Annotated in this window: 22 protein-coding genes; 13 read left to right on the top strand and 9 right to left on the bottom strand. The window is 72.4% G+C overall.

Annotation, left to right across the window (positions count from 1 at the left end; genetic code table 11):
- Positions 1–70: 70 nt before the first annotated feature.
- The 6 genes from ACFYU0_RS11320 to ACFYU0_RS11295 all read left to right on the top strand — a co-directional run bounded on the left by ACFYU0_RS11320 (position 71) and on the right by ACFYU0_RS11295 (position 8,068).
- Positions 71–1,039, top strand: coding sequence for a hypothetical protein (locus tag ACFYU0_RS11320; protein WP_351659761.1), 969 nt, complete (start codon positions 71–73; stop codon positions 1,037–1,039).
- Positions 1,040–1,094: 55 nt separating this feature from the next.
- Positions 1,095–2,204: a multiple monosaccharide ABC transporter substrate-binding protein gene (gene chvE / locus ACFYU0_RS11315; protein ID WP_351659758.1), complete on the top strand. Its 1,110-nt coding sequence runs from the start codon at positions 1,095–1,097 to the stop codon at positions 2,202–2,204.
- A gap of 36 nt (positions 2,205–2,240) precedes the next feature.
- Positions 2,241–3,800 carry a multiple monosaccharide ABC transporter ATP-binding protein gene (gene mmsA / locus ACFYU0_RS11310; protein WP_389299739.1) on the top strand — a complete coding sequence of 520 codons (1,560 nt, stop codon included), beginning with the start codon at positions 2,241–2,243 and terminating at the stop codon, positions 3,798–3,800.
- Complete coding sequence (mmsB, locus tag ACFYU0_RS11305) at positions 3,797–5,041, top strand: multiple monosaccharide ABC transporter permease (RefSeq protein WP_389299736.1); 1,245 nt, start codon at positions 3,797–3,799, stop codon at positions 5,039–5,041. The genes mmsA and mmsB overlap by 4 nt, the downstream gene beginning before the upstream one ends.
- Before the next feature lie 57 nt (positions 5,042–5,098).
- Entirely contained in the window at positions 5,099–6,247 is a 1,149-nt protein-coding gene (locus tag ACFYU0_RS11300; protein ID WP_389299733.1) for an aldose epimerase family protein, read from the top strand.
- Positions 6,248–6,367: 120 nt separating this feature from the next.
- Entirely contained in the window at positions 6,368–8,068 is a 1,701-nt protein-coding gene (locus ACFYU0_RS11295) for a histidinol-phosphate transaminase (RefSeq protein ID WP_351659747.1), read from the top strand.
- Between the two features lie 27 nt (positions 8,069–8,095).
- Here ACFYU0_RS11295 and ACFYU0_RS11290 read toward each other — a convergent pair whose 3' ends face one another.
- Genes ACFYU0_RS11290 through ACFYU0_RS11280 form a run of 3 tightly spaced genes read right to left on the bottom strand, consistent with a single transcriptional unit; the run spans position 8,096 to position 9,741 of the window.
- On the bottom strand, positions 8,096–8,461 hold the full coding sequence (locus tag ACFYU0_RS11290; protein WP_351659744.1) for a hypothetical protein: 366 nt from the start codon (positions 8,459–8,461) through the stop codon (positions 8,096–8,098).
- Between the two features lie 20 nt (positions 8,462–8,481).
- The gene (locus ACFYU0_RS11285; protein WP_351659741.1) at positions 8,482–9,132 is read right to left on the bottom strand and encodes a hypothetical protein; all 651 of its coding nucleotides are present in this window, start codon (positions 9,130–9,132) and stop codon (positions 8,482–8,484) included.
- A gap of 15 nt (positions 9,133–9,147) precedes the next feature.
- Positions 9,148–9,741 carry a hypothetical protein gene (locus ACFYU0_RS11280; protein ID WP_389299729.1) on the bottom strand — a complete coding sequence of 198 codons (594 nt, stop codon included), beginning with the start codon at positions 9,739–9,741 and terminating at the stop codon, positions 9,148–9,150.
- On the opposite strand from ACFYU0_RS11280, the gene ACFYU0_RS11275 reads away from it, so the two are divergent.
- Positions 9,740–11,386 carry a trypsin-like serine protease gene (locus ACFYU0_RS11275; RefSeq protein ID WP_351659735.1) on the top strand — a complete coding sequence of 549 codons (1,647 nt, stop codon included), beginning with the start codon at positions 9,740–9,742 and terminating at the stop codon, positions 11,384–11,386. The two genes, ACFYU0_RS11280 and ACFYU0_RS11275, sit on opposite strands and share 2 nt — an antisense overlap.
- A 156-nt stretch (positions 11,387–11,542) precedes the next feature.
- On the opposite strand, the gene ACFYU0_RS11270 is transcribed toward ACFYU0_RS11275, so the two are convergent.
- Positions 11,543–12,193, bottom strand: a complete 651-nt coding sequence (locus tag ACFYU0_RS11270; protein WP_351659732.1) for a DUF4360 domain-containing protein — start codon at positions 12,191–12,193, stop codon at positions 11,543–11,545.
- Between the two features lie 236 nt (positions 12,194–12,429).
- Positions 12,430–12,888 carry an Rrf2 family transcriptional regulator gene (locus tag ACFYU0_RS11265; RefSeq protein WP_351659729.1) on the bottom strand — a complete coding sequence of 153 codons (459 nt, stop codon included), beginning with the start codon at positions 12,886–12,888 and terminating at the stop codon, positions 12,430–12,432.
- 75 nt (positions 12,889–12,963) lie between these two features.
- On the opposite strand from ACFYU0_RS11265, the gene ACFYU0_RS11260 reads away from it, so the two are divergent.
- Entirely contained in the window at positions 12,964–15,933 is a 2,970-nt protein-coding gene (locus ACFYU0_RS11260; RefSeq protein WP_389299724.1) for a beta-galactosidase, read from the top strand.
- Positions 15,934–15,942: 9 nt separating this feature from the next.
- Here ACFYU0_RS11260 and ACFYU0_RS11255 read toward each other — a convergent pair whose 3' ends face one another.
- The 3 genes from ACFYU0_RS11255 to ACFYU0_RS11245 form a co-directional block, all read right to left on the bottom strand.
- The gene (locus ACFYU0_RS11255) at positions 15,943–17,463 is read right to left on the bottom strand and encodes an alpha-N-arabinofuranosidase (protein WP_389299721.1); all 1,521 of its coding nucleotides are present in this window, start codon (positions 17,461–17,463) and stop codon (positions 15,943–15,945) included.
- Between the two features lie 166 nt (positions 17,464–17,629).
- On the bottom strand, positions 17,630–18,493 hold the full coding sequence (locus ACFYU0_RS11250) for an SMP-30/gluconolactonase/LRE family protein (RefSeq protein WP_389299719.1): 864 nt from the start codon (positions 18,491–18,493) through the stop codon (positions 17,630–17,632).
- On the bottom strand, positions 18,490–19,263 hold the full coding sequence (locus ACFYU0_RS11245; RefSeq protein WP_351659717.1) for an IclR family transcriptional regulator: 774 nt from the start codon (positions 19,261–19,263) through the stop codon (positions 18,490–18,492). Before ACFYU0_RS11245 ends, ACFYU0_RS11250 begins: the two co-directional genes overlap by 4 nt.
- A gap of 131 nt (positions 19,264–19,394) precedes the next feature.
- Between ACFYU0_RS11245 and ACFYU0_RS11240 the strand changes: the two genes are divergently transcribed.
- Positions 19,395–19,952 (top strand): hypothetical protein, encoded by a 558-nt coding sequence (locus ACFYU0_RS11240; protein WP_389299717.1) that lies wholly within the window; start codon positions 19,395–19,397, stop codon positions 19,950–19,952.
- A gap of 28 nt (positions 19,953–19,980) precedes the next feature.
- On the opposite strand, the gene ACFYU0_RS11235 is transcribed toward ACFYU0_RS11240, so the two are convergent.
- Positions 19,981–20,850, bottom strand: coding sequence for a hypothetical protein (locus ACFYU0_RS11235; protein ID WP_351659711.1), 870 nt, complete (start codon positions 20,848–20,850; stop codon positions 19,981–19,983).
- 185 nt (positions 20,851–21,035) lie between these two features.
- On the opposite strand from ACFYU0_RS11235, the gene ACFYU0_RS11230 reads away from it, so the two are divergent.
- The 4 genes from ACFYU0_RS11230 to ACFYU0_RS11215 are packed head-to-tail and all read left to right on the top strand — an operon-like array spanning position 21,036 to position 25,601.
- Positions 21,036–22,121 carry a MerR family transcriptional regulator gene (locus ACFYU0_RS11230; RefSeq protein ID WP_389299714.1) on the top strand — a complete coding sequence of 362 codons (1,086 nt, stop codon included), beginning with the start codon at positions 21,036–21,038 and terminating at the stop codon, positions 22,119–22,121.
- Positions 22,122–22,130: 9 nt separating this feature from the next.
- Positions 22,131–22,736, top strand: a complete 606-nt coding sequence (locus tag ACFYU0_RS11225; RefSeq protein WP_389299712.1) for an O-methyltransferase — start codon at positions 22,131–22,133, stop codon at positions 22,734–22,736.
- 41 nt (positions 22,737–22,777) lie between these two features.
- Positions 22,778–24,265, top strand: a complete 1,488-nt coding sequence (locus ACFYU0_RS11220; RefSeq protein WP_389299710.1) for an acyl-CoA synthetase — start codon at positions 22,778–22,780, stop codon at positions 24,263–24,265.
- Positions 24,258–25,601 (top strand): carboxyl transferase domain-containing protein, encoded by a 1,344-nt coding sequence (locus tag ACFYU0_RS11215; RefSeq protein WP_389299707.1) that lies wholly within the window; start codon positions 24,258–24,260, stop codon positions 25,599–25,601. Before ACFYU0_RS11220 ends, ACFYU0_RS11215 begins: the two co-directional genes overlap by 8 nt.
- Positions 25,602–25,648 lie beyond the last annotated feature (47 nt).

The following is a 25,648-nucleotide window of genomic DNA, read 5'->3' as shown; positions in this document are numbered from 1 at the left end:
CGTACACGTGGTCTTCTCCGTACCCAGAGCCGCGAACCTTGTCCGAAATACCGAACACGAAGGACAGCAAGTGACCGACGCTTCCGCTCCGGCAGCCCGCAGGCCCGGCGAGCAGGTGCTCGCCGCTCTCGGCCTGGACGCGCCCGCCCTCGACCCCGCCGACACCTCCGCCCACTCCTTCCCGGGCGGCGGCCGCTGGCGCACCGAGATTCCCTCGTGCGAGGGTCCCGAAGCGCTGATGGTCGTGCTGAAGGAGGCCTCGCGCCTCGACGTGCCGATCCACCGGATCAGCCAGGGCAGCGGCGTGTGGATGCTCACCGACGCCGAGATCACCGAGATGGCCGAGGCGACCGCCGAACGGGACATCGAGCTTTGCCTGTTCACCGGCCCGCGCGGCACCTGGGACATCGGCGGCTCGGTGCGCACCGACTCGCGGGGTGCGGGACTGCGCGCCCGGGGCCACGACGCCGTCGCCGGCTGCGTCGAGGACGCCGTCCGCGCCACCGAGCTGGGCGTGAAGTGCCTGCTGGTCGCCGACGAGGGCGTGCTGTGGACCCTGCACCGGGCGCGCACGGCCGGGATCATCCCGGCCGACACCACCCTGAAGGTCTCCGCGCTGATCGGCCCGGTCAACCCGGCCTCGTACGCGGTCTACGAGCGGCTCGGCGCCGACTCCGTCAACGTGCCCAGCGACCTGACCCTGGACCACCTCACCGAGATCCGCCGGGTCTCCGGCGCCCCCATGGACATGTACATCGAGGCCCCCGACGACCTCGGCGGCTACGTGCGGATGTACGAGGTCGCCGAGCTGATCCGGCGCGGCGCCCCGCTCTACCTGAAGTTCGGCCTGTCCAAGGCCCCCGGCATCTACCCGTGGGGCGCCCACCTGCGGGACGTGACCCTGGACACCGCCCGGGAGCGGGTGCGGCGCGGCCGGCTCGCCCTGGACCTGCTCGCCCGGCACGGCGCGGACGGCGACATGGCGCCGCTCGGCTCCCGGCTGCCCGGGACGCTGCACCGCTTCGACACCACCGTATGACCCCCTCGACGACGTGACCCCCTCTCAACGACGAGAAGAACAAGGACGGATCACCATGCTCAACCGCAGAGCCGCACTCGCCGCGACGGCCACGGCCGCCTCGCTCGCCCTCACCCTGACCGCCTGCGGCCAGAACAGCGAGGGCGGCAGCGACGCCAAGGGCGGGGACGCCAAGGGCGGCACGATCGGCATCGCGATGCCGACCAAGTCCTCCGAGCGCTGGATCGCCGACGGCAACAACGTCGTGAAGAACCTTCAGTCCAAGGGCTACAAGACCAAGCTGGTCTACGGCGAGGACAACCCGGAGACGCAGGTCTCGCAGATCGAGAACCTGATCACGCAGGGCGTGAAGGGCCTGATCGTCGCGGCGATCGACAACAAGTCGCTGAACAACGTGCTCCAGGAGGCCGCGGACGCGGACATCCCGGTCATCGCCTACGACCGCCTCATCCTCGGCACCAAGAACGTCGACTACTACGCCTCGTTCGACAACGAGAAGGTCGGCAAGCTGCAGGGCCAGTACATCGTCGACCGGCTCGGGCTGACCAAGGGCAAGAAGGGCCCGTTCAACATCGAGCTGTTCGCCGGCTCCAACGACGACAACAACACCAAGTACTTCTTCGGCGGCGCGATGAGCGTGCTCCAGCCGTACATCGACAAGAAGCAGCTCGTCGTCAAGTCCGGGCAGACGAAGATCAACCAGGTCGTCACCCTGCGCTGGGACGGCACCACCGCGCAGAAGCGCATGGAGGACATCCTCACCTCGTCCTACAAGAGCGGCCGGGTCGACGCGGTCCTCTCCCCCTACGACGGCATCTCCATCGGCATCCTGTCCGCGCTGAAGTCGGACGGCTACGGCTCCGGCAGCAAGGCGCTCCCCGTCATCACCGGCCAGGACGCCGAGCTGGCCTCCGTGAAGTCGATCATCTCCGGCCAGCAGACGCAGACCGTCTACAAGGACACCCGGCAGCTCGCCAAGGTCGCCGCCACCATGGTCGACGACTCCCTGCGGGGTAAGAAGCCGCAGGTCAACGACACGAAGACGTACGACAACGGCAGCAAGGTCGTGCCCGCCTACCTGCTCCAGCCGGTCAGCGTCGACAAGTCCAACTACAAGCAGGTCCTGGTCGACGGCGGCTACTACACCGAGTCCGAGCTGAAGTAACCCGCCCCCGCTACCTACGGATTGGAAGGCACGACCATGGCGGGACCCGTCCTGGAAATGCGCTCGATCGTCAAGACCTTTCCCGGCGTCAAGGCGCTGTCGGACGTCACCCTGACCGTCCGGCAGGGCGAGGTCCACGCCATCTGCGGGGAGAACGGCGCCGGCAAGTCGACCCTGATGAAGGTGCTCTCCGGCGTCCACCCGTACGGCAGCTACGAGGGGGACATCCTCTTCGAGTCGGAGGTCTGCCAGTTCAAGGACATCCGGGCCAGCGAGCAGCACGGCATCGTCATCATCCACCAGGAGCTGGCGCTGGTGCCGTACCTCTCCATCGCGGAGAACCTCTTCCTCGGCAACGAGCACGCCAGGCGCGGGCTCATCAACTGGAACGAGACCCTGCGGCACGCCACCGAACTGCTGCGCCGGGTGGGTCTGGACGAGCACCCGGAGACCCGGGTCGCCGACATCGGCGTCGGCAAGCAGCAGCTCGTGGAGATCGCCAAGGCGCTGTCGAAGCAGGTGAAGCTGCTGATCCTCGACGAGCCGACCGCCGCGCTGAACGACGAGGACAGCGGCAAGCTCCTCGATCTCATCCTGGAGCTGAAGAAGCAGGGCATCACCTCGATCATCATCTCCCACAAGCTCAACGAGATCCGCCGGGTCGCCGACTCGGTGACGATCATCCGGGACGGCCGGTCCATCGAGACGCTGGACGTGAAGGCGCCGGAGACCACCGAGGAGCGGATCATCGCGGGCATGGTCGGCCGCGACCTCGACCACCGCTTCCCGGACCGCACCCCGCACGAGCCCGAGGAGGGCGCGGCGCCGGCGCTGGAGATACGCGGCTGGACCGTGCACCACCCGATCGACCAGCAGCGCAAGGTCGTGGACGACGTCTCGCTCCACGTGCGCCGTGGGGAGATCGTCGGCATCGCGGGCCTGATGGGCGCGGGCCGCACCGAGCTGGCGATGAGCGTCTTCGGGCGCGCCTACGGCCGGTACGCGGGCGGCACGGTGCTGAAGGACGGCGAGGAGATCCGCACCAAGTCCGTCGCGGAGGCGGTCGGGCACGGGATCGCGTACGTCACCGAGGACCGCAAGCACTACGGCCTCAACCTCATCGACACCATCAACCGCAACATCTCGCTGACCGCGCTGTCCAAGGTGGCCAGGCGGGGCATCGTCGACGAGCACGAGGAGCGGCAGGTCTCCGAGGGCTTCCGGAAAACCATGAACATCAAGGCGCCGACCGTGTTCGAACCGGTGGGCAAGCTGTCGGGCGGCAACCAGCAGAAGGTCGTCCTCAGCAAGTGGATCTTCGCAGGACCCGACGTGCTGATCCTCGACGAACCGACCCGCGGCATCGACGTGGGCGCCAAGTACGAGATCTACACGGTGATCGACCAGCTCGCCGCCCAGGGCAAGGCGGTGGTCTTCATCTCCTCCGAGCTGCCCGAACTGCTCGGCATGTGCGACCGCATCTACACGATGGCCGCCGGGCGGCTGACCGGTGAGGTGCCGCGGGCCGAGGCCACGCAGGAAGTTCTGATGCGCCATATGACGAAAGACACGCAGGACCAAGAGGTGACGCGATGAGCACGGATGTGACCGCCAAGAGCCCGGCCCCCGCGCCACCGGGCGGGAGTGGACCGGCGGCCCGCAAGGGGCTGCTCCAGGTGGTGCTGGACGGCCTGCGCCGCAACATGCGCCAGTACGGCATGCTGATCGCGCTCGGCCTGATCGTGGCCCTCTTCGCCGTCTGGACGGACGGGGACCTGCTGCTGCCGCGCAACGTCTCCAACCTGGTGCTGCAGAACAGCTACATCCTGGTCCTCGCGATCGGCATGATGCTGGTGATCATCGCCGGGCACATCGACCTGTCGGTCGGCTCGCTGACCGCGTTCGTCGGCGCCTTCGCCGCGGTGCTGACCGTGCAGCACGGCGTCTCCTGGCCGATCGCGCTGGTGCTGTGCCTGCTGGTGGGCGCGGCGGCCGGCTCGGTGCAGGGCTACCTCATCGCCTATCTGGGCATACCCTCGTTCATCGTCACGCTCGCCGGGATGCTGCTCTTCCGCGGTCTGACGGAGATCCTGCTCAAGGGCCAGACCCTCGGCCCGTTCCCGGACGGGCTGCAGAAGCTCGGCAACGGCTTCCTGCCGGAGACCGGCCCGGACACCAACTACCACAACCTCACCCTGCTGCTCGGTCTCGTCCTGATCGCGGCCGTGGTGTGGCAGGAGGTCCGGGACCGGCGCCGCCAGCAGGAGTTCGCGCTGGGGGTGCTGCCCACCCGGCTGTTCCTGCTCAAGCTGACCGCCCTGGTCGCCGCGATCCTGGTGCTCACCCTGCTGCTCGCCAGCTACAAGGGCGCCCCGATCGTGCTGATCATCCTCGGCGCGCTGGTCGTGGGCTACGGCTACGTCATGCGCAACGCGGTCTTCGGCCGCCACATCTACGCGATCGGCGGCAACCTGCCGGCGGCCAAGCTGTCCGGCGTGAAGGACAAGAAGGTCACCTTCCTGGTCTTTCTGAACATGGGCGTGCTCGCGGCCTTGGCGGGCCTGGTGGTCGCGGCCCGGCTGAACGCGGCCTCGCCGAAGGCGGGCGTCAACTTCGAACTCGAGGCGATCGCCTCGTCGTTCATCGGCGGCGCGTCCATGAGCGGCGGTGTCGGCACCGTCCTCGGCGCCATCATCGGCGGTCTCGTCCTCGGCGTGCTGAACAACGGCATGAACCTCCTGAGCGTCGGCACCGACTGGCAGCAGGTCATCAAGGGCCTGGCCCTGCTGGTGGCGGTCGGGTTCGACGTGTGGAACAAGCGCAAGTCCGGTTCGTAACTCAGCCCGGGCCCCGCCGGATCCGGCGGGGCCCCTTCCTATGCGCAGGAGCCGCAGATGGAACTGAACAGACGTACGGTCATTGCAGGAGCGGCGGCGACGGGTCTGGCCGCCACCACCCTCGGGGGCACCGCGCAGGCGGCCCCGGGCCACCGGCCGGTGAAGGAGCTCTTCGGCCGGCTCGCGGACGGCACCAAGGTGTACCGCTGGTCGCTGGAGAACGGCGGCATCCGGATGAAGGTGCTGTCGTACGGCGGCGTCGTGCAGACCCTGGAGGTCCCCGACGCCCGCGGCCGGCACGCCAACGTGGTCGCGGGCTTCGCCGACCTCGACGACTACGCGGCGAAGAGCCCGTACTTCGGCGCGCTGATCGGCCGCTACGGCAACCGCATCGGCAAGGGGCGGTTCACCCTCGACGGCAAGGACTACCAGCTCTCCGTCAACGACGGCGTGAACAGCCTGCACGGCGGCGCCAAGGGCTTCGACAAGCGGGTGTGGGACGTGGAGCCCTTCGCCGACGGCTCCGACGTCGGCCTGCGCCTGTACTACACGAGCGCCGACGGCGAGATGGGCTACCCGGGCACGCTGCGGTCGAAGGTGACGTACACCCTCACCCGGCGCGGCGAGTGGCGCGTCGACTACGAGGCCAGCACCGACCGGGCCACGGTCGTCAACCTCACCAGCCACGTCTACTGGAACCTGGCCGGCGAGGGCGGCGGCACGATCGAGGACCACGAGCTCACGATCGCCGCCGCCCGCTACACCCCCACCGACTCGGGTCTGATCCCGACCGGTGAGCTGGCGCGGGTCGCGGGCACCCCGTTCGACTTCCGCCGCGCCAAGCCGATCGGCCGGGACATCCGGGCCGGGCACGAGCAGCAGGTACTGGCCAAGGGCTACGACCACAACTGGGTGCTGGACAAGGGCCTCACCGCGCGTCCCGAGCACGTCGCCACGCTCCGCGACCCGCGCTCCGGCCGCACCCTGCGGATCGCCACCGACCAGCCGGGCCTGCAGTTCTACTCCGGCAACTTCCTCGACGGCACGCTGACCGGAACCGGCGGCCGCACCTACCGCCAGGGCGACGCGCTGTGCCTGGAGACACAGCACTTCCCGGACTCCCCGAACCACCCCTCCTTCCCGTCGACCGTGCTCCGGCCCGGGCGGACGTACCGGACGACCACGGTGCACACGTTCGGGGCGTGAGAACCGCGCCCGGCGTGAACCGGCTCACACCACCGGTGAGTTGAACGCCACTGGCGCCTCCTCCGTATCCCTGGGTGGCCCGTGCTCCCCCGCACGGGCCACCCTTCGACGGAGGTCCCCTTGCCTGACAACGTCACCTCGTTGTTCCGCAACACCGCCGCGCACAGCCCTTCCATGGCGGCGCTTACGCGGGAGAGCGACGGGTCGGGCCCGGTGGACTTCTGCATTCCGTGCAATCCGTACTTCCCCACTCCCGCCATGTTCGAGGAGATGGCGGTCCGGCTGCGCGAGATCATCACGTACTACCCGAGCGGCGCCGACACCATCACCGCCGAACTGTGCGGTCTGCTCCAGCTCCCGCCGCAGTGCGTGGCGATGGGCAACGGCTCCACGGAACTGATCACCTGGATCGACCACCTGCTGGTCCGGGAGTCGCTGGCCGTGCCGGTGCCCACCTTCGGCCGCTGGACCGACCAGCCCATGGAGACCGGCAAGCGGGTGGACATGTTCCCGCTCCAGGAGGCGAACGGCTTCGGCCTGGACCTCGCGCAGTACGCCGAGTTCATCCGGGCCCGGGGCACCCGGGTTGCGGTCGTCTGCAACCCGAACAACCCCGACGGCGGCTATCTGCACAAGCAGCAGCTCGTGCAGTTCATGGACGCGATGGCGGACCTGGACCTGGTGGTCATCGACGAGTCCTTCCTGGAGTTCGCCGACGCCGAGGCCGAGCCGAGCGTGGTGCAGGAGGCCATGCTCCGCCCCAACGTGATCGTGCTGCGCAGCCTCGGCAAGAACTTCGGGCTGCACGGCATCCGGTTCGGCTATCTCGTGGCCAACCCGGCGCTGGCCGGCCGGGTCCGCTCGATGCTGCCGAAGTGGAACCTCAACTCCTTCGCCGAGCACGTGGTGTTCATGCTGCGCGAGCACGGCCCGGAGTACGCGCAGAGCCTGCTGCAGGTGCGCCGGGACCGCCTCGACATGGCCAGCCACCTCTCCGCGCTGCCCGGCCTCACCGTCTACCCCTCGCAGGGCAACTTCCTCTTCGTGCGCCTGCCCGTCGGCGCGGAAGGCACCGTGGTCCGGGACCGGATGCTCACCGAGCACCGGGTCCTGGTCCGCGAGTGCGGCAACAAGATCGGTTCGTCCAGCCGCTTCCTGAGACTCGTGGTGCGCCCCCAGGTCGACGTGCGTCGCCTGGTGTCCGGCCTGGAACAGGTGCTCTACGGGACCAGGAGGGGAGCCGCCGTACCCGAGCCGGGCACCGGGACCAGCTACAGCTCGGGTACGGCGGCCGTCGACCGGCTGATGCACGAGACCAACGGAGCCGGTGTACAGGGACTGGCGGCACAGGCCGTCGGCACCGGCCCCGCCCCGGCCGCCGGCACCGGTGTGCCGCTCCCCGCCGCCACGCCGATGGGCGGCGGGATGCCGATGCCGGCGGCAGCCCAGGCCCCGCCCGCGGCTCCCGCCCCCCAAGCTCCGGCGCCGGTCCCCCTCCCGGCGCCGGTCCCCACGCCCGCGCCCGCCCCGATGGCCCCGGCCCCGGTCGCGGTGCCCGCTCCGGCCCCGATCCCCGCCCCGGCGCCCGTCCCCGCCGCCCCCACCCCTGTGCCCGTCCCGGCCTCCGTGCCCGTCCCGGCGCCCGCCGCCGCGATGGGGCCCACCCCGCCCGGCGTCCCCGCGCGCGGCGGCCTCACCGCCGCCCAGGTGCGCGGTATGACGGCCCCGCCGCCCGCCACCGGTCTGACCCCGGCCCCCGCGACCGGCTGGCCCAACGCCCAGAGCTGGCCGAACGCGGCCGGGATGGGGCAGACGGGGTAGCGGACGCCTCAGCGGGAGCGCCGCCGGTCAGCCTCTGAAGCGCCGGTCGTAACCGATCGAGTACACGCCGGCGGTGCCGCTCACCGAGCACGTCGCGGACGACACGCGGTTGCGGTAGACCCATCGGCCGGTGATCGTCCACTTGTGGCCACCGGTGTTGATACAGGTGACCACGGCTCTGTGCTGGCGCACTCCGCTGTTGCTGTCGCACTTCACGTTGCCGGTCTGACCGGAGTCACTCGGGTACGTCGTGCAGCTCTCACTCGCGGCGGCGGTCTCCCAGGCGCCGGAGGCGGCGAGGAGACCGGCCGCGAGGACCGGTACGAGCAGCAGGCGGGCGGACTTCTTGCGGCCGGGCTCGGTGCGACCGGACTCGGTCTGGGTGGGCTTCACGTGGTCGGGGTACTTTCCTGTCAGAGGTTGCGGGTGGTCAGGCGCTTGCCGTCCCGGTCGAGGAGGATGAGGTTCCACGCGGTGGAGCCGTCGCCGTCGTCGCCGTCCCACCAGGTCGCGAACGTGCCGGCGAGCCGCTCGGCGTCGGCCCGGCCGCTCCCGCCGGTGTATGTGGTGGTGAGTTCGACGTCGTAGTCCCGGTCGCCGAGGTGGACGAGGACGGTTCGGTCCACGTGCTCGGCGGATCGCTTGCCCCCGTGCGCGGCGGCCCAGGTGCGGAACCGGGCCAGGAGATCGGGGTCGGACTCTCGGCGCGTCACCTGCCGAGCGGGCGGCCGCCGGTCGGCGCCCGACTTCACCCCCTGCTTGCAGCCCAGCACCCAGGCGCCGCGGTCCTTCTCCACCACGTTTCGCGGCCGGGCCGTGAGGGACCGCCGGACACACCCTCCCCACACCACCTCGCGGACCGCGGCGCCCTTGCCGCCGTCCTCGAAGAGCTGTTTCCCGGTCCGCCAACCGGCGTCGTACGCCGACGCGTAGCCGGGCTCGGCCCCGGCACGGGACGGGGCCGGCTCCGGCTTCCCGTTGCCGTCGCAGGCCACGGCCAGCAGGCTCAGCAGAGCCGTCGCGACCGTGAGCCCGAACAGCCCTGTTCTCGCAGGTGCGTTCATGCCCCGTGTCCCCTCTCAATGCTTCGCGGTCCAGCCTGCTAGAGCGTTCTTGCGAAGCCTTGGTTGCCTCGTGGAATCGCCTTTACGTTCGAGGACGGATGTGGGTAGGGTCCACGATCGCAGCGGACCGGGCCGCACTGACCAGCGCCCGCGACGCAGCCGGACAACAGACGGGCCGCACTGACCAGCGCCCGCGACGCAGCCGGACAACAGACGGGCCGCACTGACCAGCGCCCGCGACACATCTGAATCAGGGGGAACTTTGAGGCTGAGACACAGCCTGGCCGCCGCCACCGCGATAGCGGCCGTCTTCATCCCGTCGGCCGCCATGGCCGATTCCACACCCGCCGTGCCGACGGCGAGTCCGAGCGGCTCACCGCTCGACCCGTCGGCGTCCGCCTCCCCCTCGCAGGAGGCGAGCCCGACGGCCACGCCCATCCCGTCCACCTCGCCGTCGTCGGGTTCGGTGCCGGCCACACCGCCGGCCACGCCGTCCGGCCCGCCGACCTCGCCCAGCGCCACGCCGAGCGCCTCGCCGAGCGCGAGCGGCACTCCCGGGGGCGCGGCACCGGCGACCGAGCTGGAGAGGTTCTGGACACCGGAGCGCATGGCACAGGCCGTCCCGGTGCAGGAGGACCAGCCTCTTCCGGGACAGTCGGGCGCCCGCCGGGGCAAGGCCGTCACCCGGACCTCGCCGTCGCACACCTTCGAGGGCATCAAGGAGGTGGGCACGTTCTTCTGGCAGGACAGCGACCTGCAGTACCGCTTCTGCGCCGGAACCGTCGTCCCCTCCCCGGACAAGGACATGGTGCTGACCGCGGCGCACTGCTTCGACAGCACCGACCAGCAGAAGAAGCTGGTGTTCGTGCCCAAGCACCACCGGGCCGACCCCAAGCCGTACGGACTCTTCCCGATCAAGGTCGGGCAGATCTACGCCGACCCCCGCTACCTGCGCAAGGGCGGTGACCACGACTACACAGACCTGGACTTCGCCCTGCTGAAGACCGAGCCCCGCTCTGACGGCAAGAGGGTGCAGGACGTCGTCGGGGCGATCCCCATCGGTTACGGCACAGGCTTCGATCACCCCACGACCAGGGTCATCGGCTATCCGTGGCTGCCGGACGACGACGGCAAGTACAAGCCCCACCAGGACCCGCTCGACTGCACGTCACCGATGAAGAAGTTCACCGCCGCCAGTTCCGGCGGCTGGAAGGGCGGCACCTTCTCGCAGATCGACTGCGACGGCTACGTCCGCGGCACCTCCGGCGGCCCCTTCATCATCGGAGGCGACCACCCGCAGGTCATCGGCGTGACGGGCGGCTGGCAGACCGGCGGCCACAGCGACGACACGTCCTACTCGTCCTACTTCGATACCGACCTCAAGCGGATCTACGACGCCGCGGTGGCCGGGAAGAAGCCGGCGCCGGTCGTACTGCCGGCCGCGTCGACGTGGCAGCACGCCAAGGACATCGCCTCCGGCTTCTTCGCTCTCGACGGGCCGGTCTCCGAGGACCGCATGGACATGTTCGTGCTGTGGTCCGACGGCGAGCTGACGATCTACCGCGGCGCGGACAAGGGACTGAACTACTTCGACAAGGAGATCAGGGTCCAGAAGCCCAACAAGCTGTGGGCCGAGCACGCCAAGCAGGTGGTGGCCGGTGACTTCACCGGCGACAACGGCTCGGACCTGCTCGTGCTGTGGACGGACGGAGAGGTCACCCTGTACCCGTCGGTGGACGAGAAGGGCTTCCACGGCGAGAAGCAGATCGTGGCGCCGAACGCGACCTGGAAGCACGCCGAGGAGATGACCGCCGGACGGTACGGCGGGAACAAGTGGCAGGACGACCTCGTCGTCCGCTGGTCCGACGGTGAACTGACGGTCTACCAGAACACCGGGACGAGCCTCGGCAAGGAGATCAAGGTAGTCAACCCGAACAAGACCTGGACCCACGCCGTCGAGATCGGTTCCGGCGACTACACGCAGGGCGACACCTGGGACCTGGTGGTGCGCTGGTCCGACGGCGAGCTGACCCTCTACGACGACTTCACCGGAAGCGGCGACACCTGGGGCGAGCACAAGTGGAAGGCCCCCAACGACCTGTGGGAGCACGCCATGCTCGTAACCGGCGGGGACTTCAGCGACAACCCCTGGCCGGACGACACCCTCGTCCGCTGGTCGGACGGTGAGCTGAGCCTCTACACCGAGGGCAACGCCTCCGGGATCGGCAGCGAGCACCAACTCGTCGCCCCCTGAGTCAAGCCCGGAGGGGGCTCCGCGACCGTCGTGGTCACGGAGCCCTCTCCGGCATCCCGACGTCGGGGCGGCTGCGCGACTACGGCGATCACCGCGGCCGTGCCGCCGCCACGGTCCGACCGGGTCGGAAACCACGGCGACGGCCCGGCGCGAGCACTAGCTGTGCGGGCACTCCTTCCAGGCCAGGTGGTAGACCGTGCTGATGTCGCCGTCGGTCGAGTCCATCGTCATGAAGCTGACCTTGCCGGGGTTGGCGCTGCCCGCGTTCACCCGCAGCTCGGTGTTGATGTTGAAGTTGCGCAGCACCCCGCAGGGCGCCCAGACCAGCTGGGCCCAGTCGGTGCTGTCGGTCGCCTGCCAGTCGTCGTTGTAGGCGCCGTTGAACGGGTGCGTCCTCGACGCGGTGTTGGACGAGCCCTGGAAGTAGTACGACGCCTTCTGGGTGGCGGTCGCGCCGGGCTGGAGGGAGAGGAAGCCCCGGTAGTCCGCGCTGGCGACCGCGTAGGTGAAGCCCTGCGGGACGTGCACGACCAGGTTGAGCTGGCAGTTCTTGCGGAAGGCCGTGGGGTCGGAGTTGCCGCCGGCCTGGGCCAGGTAGTCGCTGTAGGTCACCGTGAAGGCGGTGTTGTCCGGAGAGACGGCCACGGCGGCCGTGCCGGCCGGACAGCCGGAGCCGTTCACCGTGGCGACGTCGATGACGATCTTGTCCGGGGGCGGGTCGTCGAAGACCGACGAGGGGGACTGGGCGGGTAGCGCGGTGGTGAGCAGAGCGGCCAAGGCGCCGCCCAGCAGGAGTCCACCAGCCATGGTTTCTCCAGGTTGTCGAGTGGGGGGTTCGACCTCCGACCCGCCCGTTCACCGTGGAGGAAACTGTGTCGGACCTGTGAAGGACGGGGAGGCGAGGGGAATCGTAGGAAGCCCCACTGCGGCCCGGCAGGGCGAACTCCGGCCATTCACATCCGGCTTTTCACGCACCGCACACCCGGTCCCGCACCTCCGTCACGCGCGCCCCGGCCACACACCCCTGACGCCCCGACCGCCCCTCAGGGGTTCTCCCAGGCCGCCGGTTCCGCCGCCAGCGCCCGCACCGGCTCGGGCAGCGCGCCGGTCGCGAGGTCGGCGACGGTGACGCCCTCCAGGATGCGGCGCACGTTGGCGCGCAGGGCGATCCACAGCGGGAGCAGCGGCTCGGCCGTGCCCGTGTACGCGAGGCCCGTCGGGCGCTCGCCGCGCACCGAGACGATCGGGCCGTCCACCGCCCGGATGACATCCGCCACAGTGATGGCGGCCGCGGCCCGGGCCAGCCGGTAGCCGCCGCCCCCGCCGCGCCGGCTGTCGACGACCCCGGCCCGCCTGAGGTCGCCCAGGATGCCCTCCAGGAACTTGTGGGGAATGTCCTGCTCGACAGCGATTTCCTCTGCCTTCACCGGGCCGTTACCCTCCCGTACGGCCAGCTCCAGAACCGCCCGTACCGCGTAATCCGCCCGCGCCGAGATCCTCATGGGTCCATTGTGGGGCGTATTCCCATGGAGAATGGCCGGACCGCGCCCCCGTAAGATCGCCCGGGAGGATCCACCTTGGCGCTCAGCAGACGTACCTTCAGTGCCCTGGCCGGCTCGGCCGCGCTCGGCTTCGCCCTGGGCGGCAGCGGCGGTCCCGGGGCGCCCTCGGCGTTCGCGGCGCGCAGCGTGCCGACCGGACCGGCGCCGGCCCCGCCGAGCGCCGACGGCGAGCGCCACACGATCGGGTACGACGCCTACTCGCTCCTGGTCGACGGCAAGCGCCTGGTGGTGTGGTCCGGCGAGATGCACCCCTTCCGGCTGCCCAGCCCCTCCCTGTGGCGCGACGTGCTGCAGAAGATGCGGGCGCACGGCTTCAACGCCGTCAGCATCTACGTGGCGTGGAACTACCACTCCCCCGCCCCCGGCAAGTACGACTTCACCGGCGTGCGGGACCTCGACCTGTTCCTGCGCACGGCCACCGAGACGGGGCTGTACGTCCTGCTGCGGCCCGGCCCGTACATCAACGCGGAGGTCGACGGCGGCGGCTTCCCGGGCTGGCTGACGGCCGCCGAGGGCACGGCCCGCACCGCCGACCCGGCCTATCTCCGCCACGTCGACGAGTGGCTGACCCAGGTGAACCGGATCGTCCGGCGGCACCTGTTCACCCAGGGCCGGGGCACGGTCCTGCTCTACCAGATCGAGAACGAGTACGACTCCCACGTCGACGAGGCGGCCGGCCGGGACTACATGTCCCATCTGTACAAGAAGGTCCGCTCCGACGGGATCGACGTCCCGCTCTTCCACAACGACAAGGGCCGCAACGGCCACTGGATCCCCGGCTCGTTCGACACGGGCGGGGAGAAGGGCGGCTGGCTGTACGGGTTCGACGGGTACCCCTCGCCGGCCCAGGCGCCGCCGGACTGGGGGCACTACGGACCCGGCGGCCTCACCGGCGGCGCCACCGCCTCGCCGCACACACCCGGCTTCGTGCCCGAGTTCGGCGGCGGCTGGTTCGACCCGTGGGGCGGGGCCTGGTTCGACGGCAAGGGGTACGCCGAGTCCCGGCGCACCCGGGACGCGGCCTACGAGCGCCGCTTCTACCTCACCAACCTCGCCAACGGCCTCACCCTGCACAACGTGTACATGACCTTCGGCGGCACCTCCTGGGGCTGGCTGCCCGCGCCGGTCGTCTACACGTCGTACGACTACGGGGCGGCCATCGACGAGGGGCGCAACGTCACCGAGAAGATGGCCCCGATGCACCAGCTCGGGCATCTGCTCCAGCGCGTGCCCGACTTCGCCCGGCTGGACCGGGCGGCCGACGTCGAGGCCGAGGGGCTGAAGGTCTACCACCTGACCAACCCGGACACGGGCAGCCATGTGTACGTGGCCCGCAACGACGGCTCGGCCCCGGTCACCACCGACCTGCCCACCCACGAGGGCAGGGTGCGGATCACCGTGCCCCCGCGCGACGCCCGCATGCTGACCACCGGGCTCTCCCTCGGCAGCCGGACGCTGAAGTACAGCACCGCGCAGCCCGTGATGTGCCTGACCGCCGGCCGGCAGGAGATCGCGGTGTTCGCGGGCCGCCGCGACGACATGGCGGAGCTGGTGCTGAAGTGCCCGGTCGAGCCGCTGGTCATGCGGCTCGACCCGGAGGCGGCCTGGACGTTCGAGAGCGACAGGCTGCATGTGAACGTGCCCCTCGGACAGGGCGGCCTGACCCGGGTGTCGGTGGCGCAGGGCGAGAGCGACACCCCGCTGCTGCTGCTCTTCGCCGACGACGCCACCTCGGTGCGCATGTTCCCGTACGACACCCCGTCCGGGACGCTGCTGGTGTACGGCCCCGCCCTGCTGCGCCACGCCGAGGTGCGCGGCACCGAGGTCCACCTGACCGGTGACGTCACCGGGACGACCAGCGTGGAGGTGTGGGGACCGCGCGGCGTCACGAGCCTGGTGTGGAACGGACGCAAGGTGCCGACCCGGGTCACGATGTCCGGCAGCCTGATGACGACCGGGCTGCTGCCCGCCGTGCCGGAGGTGAGGCTGCCCGCGCTGGGCGGCTGGCGGATGCGGACGGAGAACCCGGAGGCGGGCCCCAACTTCGACGACTCGAAGTGGCGGGTCGCCGACCGGACCGCCTCGCACAGCAAGACGCCCGTCCCGAAGGGCGGCCCCGTGCTGTTCGCGGACGACTACGGCTTCCACTACGGGGACGTCTGGTACCGGGGCGCCCTCACGGACGCCTCCGGCCTGGAGGAGGTCTCGCTCGCCTACACCACCGGCACCCAGGGCCTGCTGATGGCATGGCTGGACGGGGAGCCGCTGGGCACGCACCGGATGCCGGTGCCGGACAAGAACACCACCATCCGCAAGGGGAGCTGGGACGCCACGGCGGTGTTCGCGGTGCCCGAGCGGCTGCGCGGGTCCGGCCGGCACGTGCTGTCGGTGCTGGTCCGGCGCATGCAGCACGACCAGGACGGCAAGGCGCAGGACACCCACAAGGTGGCCCGCGGGCTCACCGCGGCCCTCTTCAAGGGCGCCTCGCCGAAGGTGACGTGGCGCATCCAGGGCGAGGCGGCGCCGGACCCGGTGCGCGGGCCGCAGAACAACGGCGGTCTGTTCGGCGAGCGGGAGGGCTGGCACCTGCCCGGCTTCGCCGACCGGGACTGGAAGCCGGCCGCCTTCCCGCGGGCCGAGCGGCGGCAGGGCGTGACCTGGTACCGGACCACGTTCCGGCTGTCCGTGCCGGGCGACATCGACGCCTCGGTGGGCCTGACCCTGGAGGACGACCCGTACCGCGCGTACCGGGCGCAGATCTTCCTCAACGGCTGGAACATGGGCCAGTACATCAACAACGTCGGCCCGCAGCACACCTTCGTGCTGCCGAACGGCATCCTGCGCACCCGCGGCGACAACACCCTGGCGCTGGCGGTCCTGTCGGAGTTCACCACGGAGTCCGGTCCGGGCAAGGTGGGCCTGACCCTGCTGGGCAGGGCGGCCGGCGGGACACCGGTCACCCCGGTGCCCTCCCCCGGCCGCTGAGCCCCGGCGCTACGCGAGCCGGATCACGTTCCAGGACAGCGGCTCCAGCACGGCGGTGAGGACGCCGCCGTCGAGCGCGGTGCCCCGGACCCGGTGCGGGGCGACCCGCTCGGGGTCGTCCAGGGTGTTGCGGGCGTCGGGGTCGGCGTCCGCGAGGGCGCTGTGCTCGGTGACGGTGGTCAGGCCGAGGCCGCCCAGGGCGACTTCGAGCGGCAGCGGGCCCCCGCGGTCGCGGTTGACGGCGAAGACCGTGACCGTGCCGTCCGCCGCGCGCACGGCGGTGGCGTGCAGCAGGTCGGTCTCGCCGTACTTCCGGGTCTCGTAGGTCGGCGAGTCCACGCGGACGTCGAGGACCTCGCCGCGCCCGTACCGGGAGGCCTGCGCGAACGGGAAGAACGTCGTCTGCCGCCAGGCCGGGCCGCCGGGCTCGGTCATGATCGGGGCGATCACGTTGACGAGCTGGGCGAGGCAGGCCACGGCGACCCGGTCGGCGTGCCGGAGCAGGGCGATCAGCAGGGAGCCGAACACGACGGCGTCGGTGACGCTGTAGCTGTCCTCCAGCAGCCGGGGGGCCTCGGGCCAGTCGTCCTGGTCGAAGGTCCGCGCCCGCTCCTCCCACCGGGAGAGGTACCAGACGTTCCACTCGTCGAAGGAGAGGTTGATCCTCTTCTTCGACTTCAGGCGGGCGCCGACGTGGTCGGCGGTGGCCACCACGTTCTCGATGAAGGACTCCATGTCGACCGCGGAGGCGAGGAAGGAGTCCACGTCGCCGTCGACGGGCTCGTAGTAGGCGTGCAGGGAGATGTGGTCGACCAGTTCGTACGTCTCCTCGAGGACCGTCGCCTCCCAGGCCGCGAAGGTGGGCATGGCCTGGCTGGAGGAGCCGCAGGCGACCAGCTCGACGCCGGGGTCGAGCCGGCGCATCGCCCGGGCCGTCTCCGCCGCGATCCGGCCGTACTCCCGCGCCGTCTTGTGGCCGGTCTGCCAGGGCCCGTCCATCTCGTTGCCGAGGCACCACAGCCGGATTCCGAAGGGCTCCTTGTCGCCGTGGGCGGCGCGGAGGTCGGCGAGGGCGGTGCCGGCGGGGTGGTTGGCGTACTCCTGGAGTTGCAGGGCCTCGGCGACGCCCCTGGTGCCGAGGTTGACGGCCATCATGGGCTCGGCCTGGGGTCCGATCTTCCGCAGGAAGCCGATGTACTCGGAGAGGCCGAACCGGTTGGTCTCGGTGGAGTGCCAGGCGAGGTCGAGCCGGCGGGGGCGGTCCTCGACGGGGCCGACGGAGTCCTCCCAGCGGTAGCCGGAGACGAAGTTGCCGCCGGGGTAGCGGACCGCCGTCACGCCGAGCTCGCGCACGAGGTCGAGGACGTCGGTGCGCAGGCCCTCGGCGTCGGCCACCGGGTGGTCCGGCTCGAAGACGCCCGTGTACACGCAGCGGCCGAGGTGTTCCACGAAGGAGCCGAACAGGCGGGGGTCGACCCGGCCGACGGTGAAGGCGGGGTCGAGGGTGAAGCGGGCGGTGCGGCTGCTCATGGGTACGCCTCCCGGGGTGGGTGAGTGATGCGTCGTGGGCCGCTCCGTGCCGGGTGCGCGTCCGGCCCGGCCGGCCGGACGGCGGTCACCAGGCGGACGGGCGGGCGGGCGTGACGTCCCGCGGCGGTCGCCGGCACGGGGTCGCGCCCGCCCGCGGAGGCCGGGCTCAGCCGGCGAACGCCGGCTGCGGCACTCCCCGCCCGGCGCCCGGCACCACCAGCACCGAACCGGAGACCGGGTGCGGCGCCGGGAGCCCGACGCGGGCGGTGGTGACGTACAGATCGGTGAGGTCCGCCCCGCCGAACGCGCAGGCGGTCGTCAGCGGCGCCGGCACCTCGACCACGAGGTCCAGCTCGCCGGCCGGCGTGTACCGCCGCACCGCGCCGCCGCCCCACAGCGCCACCCACACGCAGCCGTCCGCGTCGACCGTGAGACCGTCCGGGAACCCCGCGCCCTCCTCGATCTCCACCAGCGGCCGCCGGCCCCGGATCACGCCCTCCGCGTCGTGGTCGAAGACGTCCACCCGCCGCGTCGGGGTGTCGGCGTAGTACAGCAGCCGGCCGTCCGGGCTCCAGCCCAGGCCGTTGCTGACGGTGACCTCGGCCAGCACCGTCCGCACCTCGCCGGCGCCGGTCAGCCGGGACAGCGTGCCGCCGCCCGTCGCCTCGTCGTACCGCATCGTGCCCGCCCAGAGGGACCCGTCCGGGGCCACCGCGGCATCGTTCGCGCGGCGGCCCGGGACCGGCTCGCGGTGCAGCCAGCGCAGGGCGCCGTCCGGGTCCAGCAGGGCGACGCCGTCCCGCAGGTTCAGCACCAGGCCGCCGCCCGCCCTGGGCTTGGCGGCGCCGACGTGCTGCTCGGTGGTGCGCACCGTGCGGCGCCCGGAGGAGGGGTCGTAGGTGTGCACCCGCATGCCGAGGACGTCGACCCAGAGGAGACGGCCCGTCGCCGGGTCCCAGGTCGGGCCCTCGCCCAGCTCCGCCTCGGCCCGTACGGCGACCTCGTACGCCGCGCCCGGCCCGGCCCTCACGCCGTCCCCCGGTGGCCCAGCCGCTCGGACAGTTCGGCCGCGCCCTTGGCGGCCAGTTGCTCCAGTTCGGCCCGGCGCTCCTCGCTCCAGCGGATCATCGGGACCGAGATGGACAGCGCGGCGACCACCCGTGCGGCCCGGTCGCGCACCGGGGCCGCCACACAGGACACGTCCGGGTTGGACTCGCGGCTCTCCACCGCGATGCCCCGCTCCCGGATCTCCGCGAGGGCCTCGCGCAGCGCGCCGGGATCGGTGATGCTGTTCGGCGTCATCGCGGTCAGCTCGGCACTGTCCGGTATCCGTGCCGTCAGCTCCTGCTCGGGCAGCGAGGCCAGCAGCATCTTGCCGACGGAGGTGCAGTGGGCGGGCAGCCGGCGGCCGGCGGCCGACACCATGCGCACGGCGTGCGTGGAGTCCACCTTGGCGATGTAGATGACGTCGGTGCCCTCGAGGATGGCCACGTGGACCGTCTCGTCGCAGGTCTCCGCGACGGAGCGGGCCACCTGCTGGCCCTCGGCCGCGAGATCGAGCTGCTCGGCGTACCGGCTGCCGAGCTGGTACGGGCGCACTCCGAGCCGGTACCGTCCGGGCTGTCCCGGCACGGGCACGATGTAGGAGCGGGCGGCGAGCGTGGTGACCAGCTCGTGCACGGTGGTGCGCGGCAGTTGCAGCCTGCGCACGATGTCGGGGGCGGAGAGCGTCCCGTCACCGTCGAGGAACAGCTCCAGAATGTCGAGAGCCCGGGTCACGGCAGGCACGAGGCGTCCCACGTCCGGCCCCCTCCCTTGGGTTAAGCGCCTTGTTCGAGATTTCAACAGGCGATCGGCATGACGAACACAGGCTAGCCATGCGGGGTTGCCCGGGCAATGGGTCCGACCGTGCCCGGGGCACCATGGGTGTCATGCGTCCCGACTTCCAGCTCGTGCTGCTGCGCCGCATGGCCGACCACAACCCGGACCTGGTCGACGAGGCCCGGCGGCGGCTCGGGGCGTCCATGACGGAGATGCGGGAGGCCAACAAGCGCTGGCAGGCGATGGTCCGCTCCCCCAGGTCCCGGTCGGCCGCCGCCCGCTACCGCTCCGTCCTCGGCGAGCCGGAGTCCGTCGTCCCGCGCCGCCTCGGGGACGTCGACTGCGAGGCCCGGCGGTGGGCGCTCCCGCTCTGGCCCGACCTGCGCTTCGAGGTGCTGGTCTCGCCCGACGGCGCGGTCTGGAACGAATGGCTGGTGCGCGCGCCCGGCGCGCCCGCCCCCGCGCTGCGCACCCTGGACGACCTCACCCCGTGGTCCTGCACGGTCGACGAGGCCGCCCGCGCCTTCGCCCCGGCCCGTCCGCTGGAGGGCACGGCCCCCACGCGGTGGGGTCTGGCCTTCTCGGCGCCCGGCCGGGACGGCGTCCGGCACGAGGTGGTCGCGGAGTTCACCTGGGGGCTGCTCCAGCGGACGGCGGTCCGGGACTGAACGCGGGCCCCGGGCGGCGCGGGCGGGCTCAGCCCGCGGCGGCCAGGACCGCCGACGTGACGCGGGGCAGGGAGGCGGGGTGCAGGAAGAGGAAGAGGTTCGGCTCCACCAGTTCGAGCTCCATCACCCGGGGCCGGCCGTCCTCGCCGTCGACGAGGTCCACGCGCGCGTACAGCAGTCCGGGCGCGCCGGGCACGCACGCCAGCGCCTTCTCGGCCACGGCGAGTTCGGCGTCCGTGGGCTGCCAGGGCTCGAGGTCGGGATGGGCCACCTTGTCGGCGTCGAAGGGGGTGCCGGGCGCGAGGACGGCGCCCTTGCGGCTGGCGTGCAGCAGGCGGCCGCCGAAGAACTGCAGCGCCCGCTCCCCGCTGACGTCTATGTTCCGCAGGTACGGCTGCACCATCGCGGTGAAGCCCTCCGCGTGCATCCGGGCGAGCTGCCGTACGGCCGTCTCGTGCCGGTCCGGGGTGTAGCGGGCGGCGAACCGGGCGCCCGCGCCGGAGGTCGGCTTGATCACGTACTCGTGTCCGCCGGGCAGCTCGGCGGGCTCGCCCGGGGCGATGTAGCGGGTCTCGACGGTGGGCACGCCGGCCGCCGCCAGCTCGCCGAGGTAGCGCTTGTCGGAGTTCCAGCGGACCACGGCGGCCGGGTTGGCCAGCCGGGTCAGGGCGCCGACCCGCTCCACCCACGCCCCGAACTCCGCGGCCCGCCAGCTGTAGTCCCAGGTCGAGCGGATGAGGACGAGGTCGTAGCCGGCCCAGTCGGCCGCCGGGTCGTCCCAGTACCGGGCCTCGGCGTCGGCGCCGGCCTCCCGCAGGGCGTCCACCAGCACCGGCAGGTCGCGGTCCTTGCTCGGCCGGTCGCCGGGGTCGTAGGTGGCGAGGGCGATACGGGGCACGGCGGGCTCCCTGTCGTACGGCGGTTCGATCGGTTGCGAGGCTAACAACCGCGCCGGGAACCGGGACAGCCCGCTTGACCTTCACCTTCGGGGAAGCCCCAGCATCGGTGGCGGAAGCGAGGAACGCGGCGTTCTCCCGGACGGCGTTCCCTTGAGGACGGGATTCCTGTGGAGCTGAGGTCCGTATGGAGCTGCTGACGATCGGCGCGTTCGCCAAGGCGAGCCGGCTGTCGCCGAAGGCGCTGCGGCTGTACGACGAGCTGGAGTTGCTGCGGCCGGCCCGGGTCGACCCGGACAGCGGCTACCGGTACTACGCCGTGGAGCAGCTCCAGCGGGCCCGGCTCGTGGCCTGGCTGCGGCGGCTCGGCATGCCGCTGGCCGAGATACGCGCGGTGTGCGCCCTGGACGCGGCCGAGGCCGCGCACGAGGTCCGGGCGTACTGGGCGCGGGTCGAGGCGGAGACGGCCGTACGGCGGGATCTCGCCGCCTTCCTCGTCGACCAGTTGGCCGGAGAGTCGAGAAGGGACCACACCACCATGCTGGAACTGCGTTATGCCGCCCACTCCGACCGCGGGCACGTCCGCCCGTCCAACCAGGACTCCGTGTACGCGGGCCGCAGGCTGCTCGCCGTCGCCGACGGCTTCGGCCCGGCGGGGGCGCCCGCGAGCAGCGCGGCCGTCGAGGCGCTGAGGTTCCTGGACGAGGGGGAGGAACCGGCCGCCGGCGACGTGCTGAACCTGCTGGAGGACGCGGTGCGTTCGGCGGGCGAGGCGGTGCGGGACCTGGCCGGCGGCGAGCGGGTCGGCACCACGCTGACCGCGATGCTGTGGACGGGTTCGAAGCTGGCGCTCGTGCACATCGGCGACTCGCGGGCGTATCTGCTGCGGGACGGCGGACTGTTCCGGATCAGCCACGACCACAGCGTCGTGCAGTCGCTGATCGATGAGGGGCGGCTGAGCCCCGAGGAGGCGGAGAGCCACCCGCAGCGGGCCATGCTGCTGAAGGCGCTGGGCACCGGCGGGCCCGCGGTGGCCGCCGATCTGATGCTGCGGGAGGCCCGGGCGGGCGACCGGTACCTGCTGTGCTCGGACGGTCTGACGGGGGTCGTGGCCGACGCGCGGATCAAGGAGCTGCTCGCCGGTGAGAGAGACCCCGAGCAGGCGGTACGGGAGCTGATCGACGCGGCCAACGCGGCGGGCGGTCCGGACAACGTGAGCTGTGTCGTGGCCGATGTCGTCCCCGCCGCCGCGCCGGCCGCCCCGGTCGGCTAGAAAGGCCGGATGGCGACCGACGGCACCGACGCGTACAACGGCGCGGCCGGGCTCCCGCCCCTCGTGCGGGACCCCCTGGCCGCCGCCCGCGCCCACGGCTTCCGCTACTCCTGCCGGCCCGAACAGGGCCGTCTGCTGCACGCGCTGGCGGGCGGGGCCGGCGCCCGGATCGGGGAGACCGGCACCGGGCTCGGGGTGGGGCTGGCCTGGCTGGCCTCCGGGGCCCGGCCGGGCGTGCGGCTGTACAGCGTGGAGCGGGACCCCGAGCGGGCGCGGCTCGCCACCGGGGTCTTCGCGGACCGGCCCGGGGTCACGGTGCTCACCGGCGACTGGCGGCGGATCGCGGAGCACGGCCCGTACGACCTGCTCGTCCTCGACGGGGGCGGGCAGGGCAAGGCGCCGGGGGACGAACCGGCCGACGTGGCGGAGCTGCTCGCGCCCGGCGGGACGGTCGTCGTCGACGACTTCACCCCGGCCACCGGCTGGCCGCCGCTGCACGAGGGCGCGGTGGACCGGGCACGGCTGCACTGGCTGGGGCATCCCGCGCTGCGCTCCGCCGAGCTGCGGCTCGCGGCGGACTTGAGCGCCGTCGTGGGAACGCGGCGGCTGGGGTAGGAAGGGAGCACCGAGTCCCCCGATTACAAGGAGTGCGCCGCGTGTCCTCCCTCTTTCCCGCCCTGGTGGACGGTCCGGGCAAGCCCAGCGGTACGGGGGTCCCCCCGGACGAGGTCCGGGGGAGGGTCGCCCTGCGGTTCGGCGAGCGGTCGCTGACATACGGCGCGCTCGCCGGCGCCGCGGGCGCGGTCGCCGCCCGCCTGAGCGGCGCGGGGCGGGTCGCCGTGTGGGCGACCCCGGAGCTGGAGACCGCCGTCGCGGTGACCGGCGCGCTGCTCGCCGGGGTGGCCGCGGTGCCGCTGAACCCGAAGTCGGGCGACAAGGAGCTGGCGCACATCGTCTCCGACAGCGCGCCGGACCTGGTCCTGGCCGCGCCCGGTGACGAACTCCCCTCCGCGCTGGACCACTTGGAGCGGCTGGACGTCGACGCCGGCGGCAGCGCCCCGCCGCCCCCTGAACGGGCCGGCGACGGCGACCCCGCACTGATCGTCTACACCTCCGGCACCACCGGCCCGCCCAAGGGCGCGGTCGTGCCACGCCGGGCCCTGGCCGCGACCCTGGACGCACTGGCCGACGCCTGGCAGTGGACGGACCGGGACGTGCTGGTGCACGGGCTGCCCCTGTTCCATGTGCACGGCCTGGTGCTGGGCACCCTCGGTCCGCTGCGCCGGGCCGGCTCGGTGCGGCACCTGGGGCGGTTCAGCACCGAGGGCGTGGCGCGCGAGCTGAACGACGGCGCGACCATGCTGTTCGGGGTGCCGACGATGTACCACCGCATCGCCGAGGCGCTTCCCGGCGACCCGGAGCTGGCCAGGGCGCTCGGCGGGGCCCGGCTGCTGGTCTCCGGCTCGGCCGCGCTGCCCGTGCACGACCACGAGCGGATCGCGGCGGCGACCGGTCGCCGGGTGATCGAGCGGTACGGCATGACGGAGACCCTGATGAACACCAGCGTGCGGGCCGACGGCGAGGCCAGGGCCGGGACGGTCGGGGTGCCGCTGCCGGGTGTGGAGCTGCGGCTGGTGGAGGAGGACGGGACGCCTATCACCGAGTACGACGGGGAGAGCGTCGGCGAGATCCAGGTGCGCGGCCCGAACCTGTTCACCGAGTACCTGCACCGGCCCGACGCCACCGCCGCCGCGTTCACCGCCGACGGCTGGTTCCGCACCGGCGACATGGCGGTGCGCGAGCCCGACGGCTACGTCCGCATCGTCGGGCGCAAGGCCACCGACCTGATCAAGAGCGGCGGCTACAAGATCGGCGCGGGTGAGATCGAGAACGCGCTGCTGGAGCACCCGGGGGTGCGGGAGGCGGCGGTCACCGGGGAGCCGGACGCGGACCTGGGCGAGCGGATCGTGGCGTGGATCGTGCCCTCGGACCCGAAGGCGCCGCCCTCCGACGCGGAACTGGCCGACCACGTGGCCCGGCGGCTCGCCCCGCACAAGCGCCCGCGCGTGGTCCGCCACCTGGACGTCCTGCCCCGCAACGAGATGGGGAAGATCATGAAGCGGGCGCTGGTGCCCGATGCCTGAGCGGCTGTCGGCACGGGAGATCCTCGCCCTGGTCGCGGACGAGGCGAGCTTCCGGGAACTCCCCGTCGCGCGACGGACCCACGAGACCGACGGCCCCCTCGGCTGGGACGGTTACGGCGCGGCGCGCGCCGGTGCCGCCGAGCGCACCGGCGAGGCGGAGTCCGTGGTGTGCGGCACCGCGAGCGTCGGCGGCACCCGGGCCGTGCTGATCGCGTTCGAGTTCGGCTTCCTCGGCGGCTCCCTCGGCGAGCGCACCGGCGACCGGCTGGAGGCCGCCTACCGGCACGCCCGCGCCCACCGGTTGCCCGTCGTGCCGCTCGTCGCCACCGGCGGCAGCCGGATGCAGGAGGGCATGCTCGCGCTGACCCAGCTCCAGCGGGTGGCCCGCGAGTCGGCGCTCACCCGGGAGGCGGGGCTGCCGCAGATCGCGGTGGTGCGGGACCCCACGACCGGCGGCGGCTGGGCCACCCTGGGCGCCGGCGCCGACGTGATCCTGGCGCTCCCGGGCGCCCAGGTGGGCTTCGCCGGCTCCCGGGTCCGGCCGCCGGACGCGGACCCGGCCGCCTACACGGCGGAGGCACAGGTGGCCGCGGGTTCGGCGGACGCGGTGGTGCCGCCTGGGGAACTCCGGCAGACGCTCGGCCACTGGCTCCGGCTGCTCACCACCCCGGCGCGGGAGGCGCCGGCGCCGCACGCCCTGGGCGCGCCCGCGCTCCCGGAGACCGGCTGGGAGGCCGTCCTGCGGGCCCGCTCCCCCGAACGCCCGCGCGCCCGGGCCTATCTGGACGCCTACTTCACCCGCCGGGTGGCCGTCCACGGTGACCGCTGCGGGGGCGCCGATCCCGAGGGCATGCTGTGCGGCTTCGGCGAGCGGGACGGCCGCACGGTGGCCTACGCGGCGCAGACGGGGACGGCGACCCGGCCCGCCGGGTACCGGACCGCGGCACGGCTGATCCGGCTCGCGGACCGGCTGGACATCCCGGTGCTGACCCTGGTGGACACACCGGGTGCGGCGAACGACGCCGAGGCGGAGCGGCAGGGCGCCGGGGCCGCGATCGCCGAGGTGTTCGGCGCGGTGGCGGCCGCCCGGGTGCCGGTCACCACGCTGGTCGTCGGCGAGGGCGGCTCGGGCGGGGCGCTCGCGCTGGCCGCGCCCGGCAACACTTGGGCCACCCCGGACAGTTACTTCTCGGTGATCGCCCCGGAGCTGGCGGCGGCCATCCTGAAGCGCCCGCCCGGGGAGGTGGAGGCGACCGCGGGTCAACTGCGCGTGCGCCCCCAGGACCTGGTGGAGCTGGGCGTGATCCGGGGCGTCATGTACCACCCCGGCCCCTAGGCCGTGTCCGGCTCGCGGGGCGGGGGCGGCCCGGGGACCGCCCCCGC

The organism is Streptomyces sp. NPDC003720 (genome assembly GCF_042875075.1).
Classification (GTDB): domain Bacteria; phylum Actinomycetota; class Actinomycetes; order Streptomycetales; family Streptomycetaceae; genus Streptomyces.
Note: the sequence above shows the minus strand (reverse complement) of the source record. Positions and strands in the feature narration are given on the sequence as shown.

Coding starts and splice junctions, on each gene's coding strand:
- ACFYU0_RS11270 (WP_351659732.1), bottom strand. CDS start 12,193: ATGGCTGGTGGACTCCTGCTGGGCGGCGCCTTGGCCGCTCTGCTCACC.
- ACFYU0_RS11265 (WP_351659729.1), bottom strand. CDS start 12,888: ATGAGGATCTCGGCGCGGGCGGATTACGCGGTACGGGCGGTTCTGGAG.
- ACFYU0_RS11285 (WP_351659741.1), bottom strand. CDS start 9,132: ATGAACGCACCTGCGAGAACAGGGCTGTTCGGGCTCACGGTCGCGACG.
- mmsB (WP_389299736.1), top strand. CDS start 3,797: ATGAGCACGGATGTGACCGCCAAGAGCCCGGCCCCCGCGCCACCGGGC.
- ACFYU0_RS11215 (WP_389299707.1), top strand. CDS start 24,258: ATGCCTGAGCGGCTGTCGGCACGGGAGATCCTCGCCCTGGTCGCGGAC.
- chvE (WP_351659758.1), top strand. CDS start 1,095: ATGCTCAACCGCAGAGCCGCACTCGCCGCGACGGCCACGGCCGCCTCG.
- ACFYU0_RS11230 (WP_389299714.1), top strand. CDS start 21,036: ATGGAGCTGCTGACGATCGGCGCGTTCGCCAAGGCGAGCCGGCTGTCG.
- ACFYU0_RS11225 (WP_389299712.1), top strand. CDS start 22,131: ATGGCGACCGACGGCACCGACGCGTACAACGGCGCGGCCGGGCTCCCG.
- ACFYU0_RS11255 (WP_389299721.1), bottom strand. CDS start 17,463: ATGAGCAGCCGCACCGCCCGCTTCACCCTCGACCCCGCCTTCACCGTC.
- ACFYU0_RS11300 (WP_389299733.1), top strand. CDS start 5,099: ATGGAACTGAACAGACGTACGGTCATTGCAGGAGCGGCGGCGACGGGT.
- ACFYU0_RS11280 (WP_389299729.1), bottom strand. CDS start 9,741: ATGCGCTCCGGTGTCCAGAACCTCTCCAGCTCGGTCGCCGGTGCCGCG.
- ACFYU0_RS11240 (WP_389299717.1), top strand. CDS start 19,395: ATGCGTCCCGACTTCCAGCTCGTGCTGCTGCGCCGCATGGCCGACCAC.
- mmsA (WP_389299739.1), top strand. CDS start 2,241: ATGGCGGGACCCGTCCTGGAAATGCGCTCGATCGTCAAGACCTTTCCC.
- ACFYU0_RS11275 (WP_351659735.1), top strand. CDS start 9,740: ATGGCACAGGCCGTCCCGGTGCAGGAGGACCAGCCTCTTCCGGGACAG.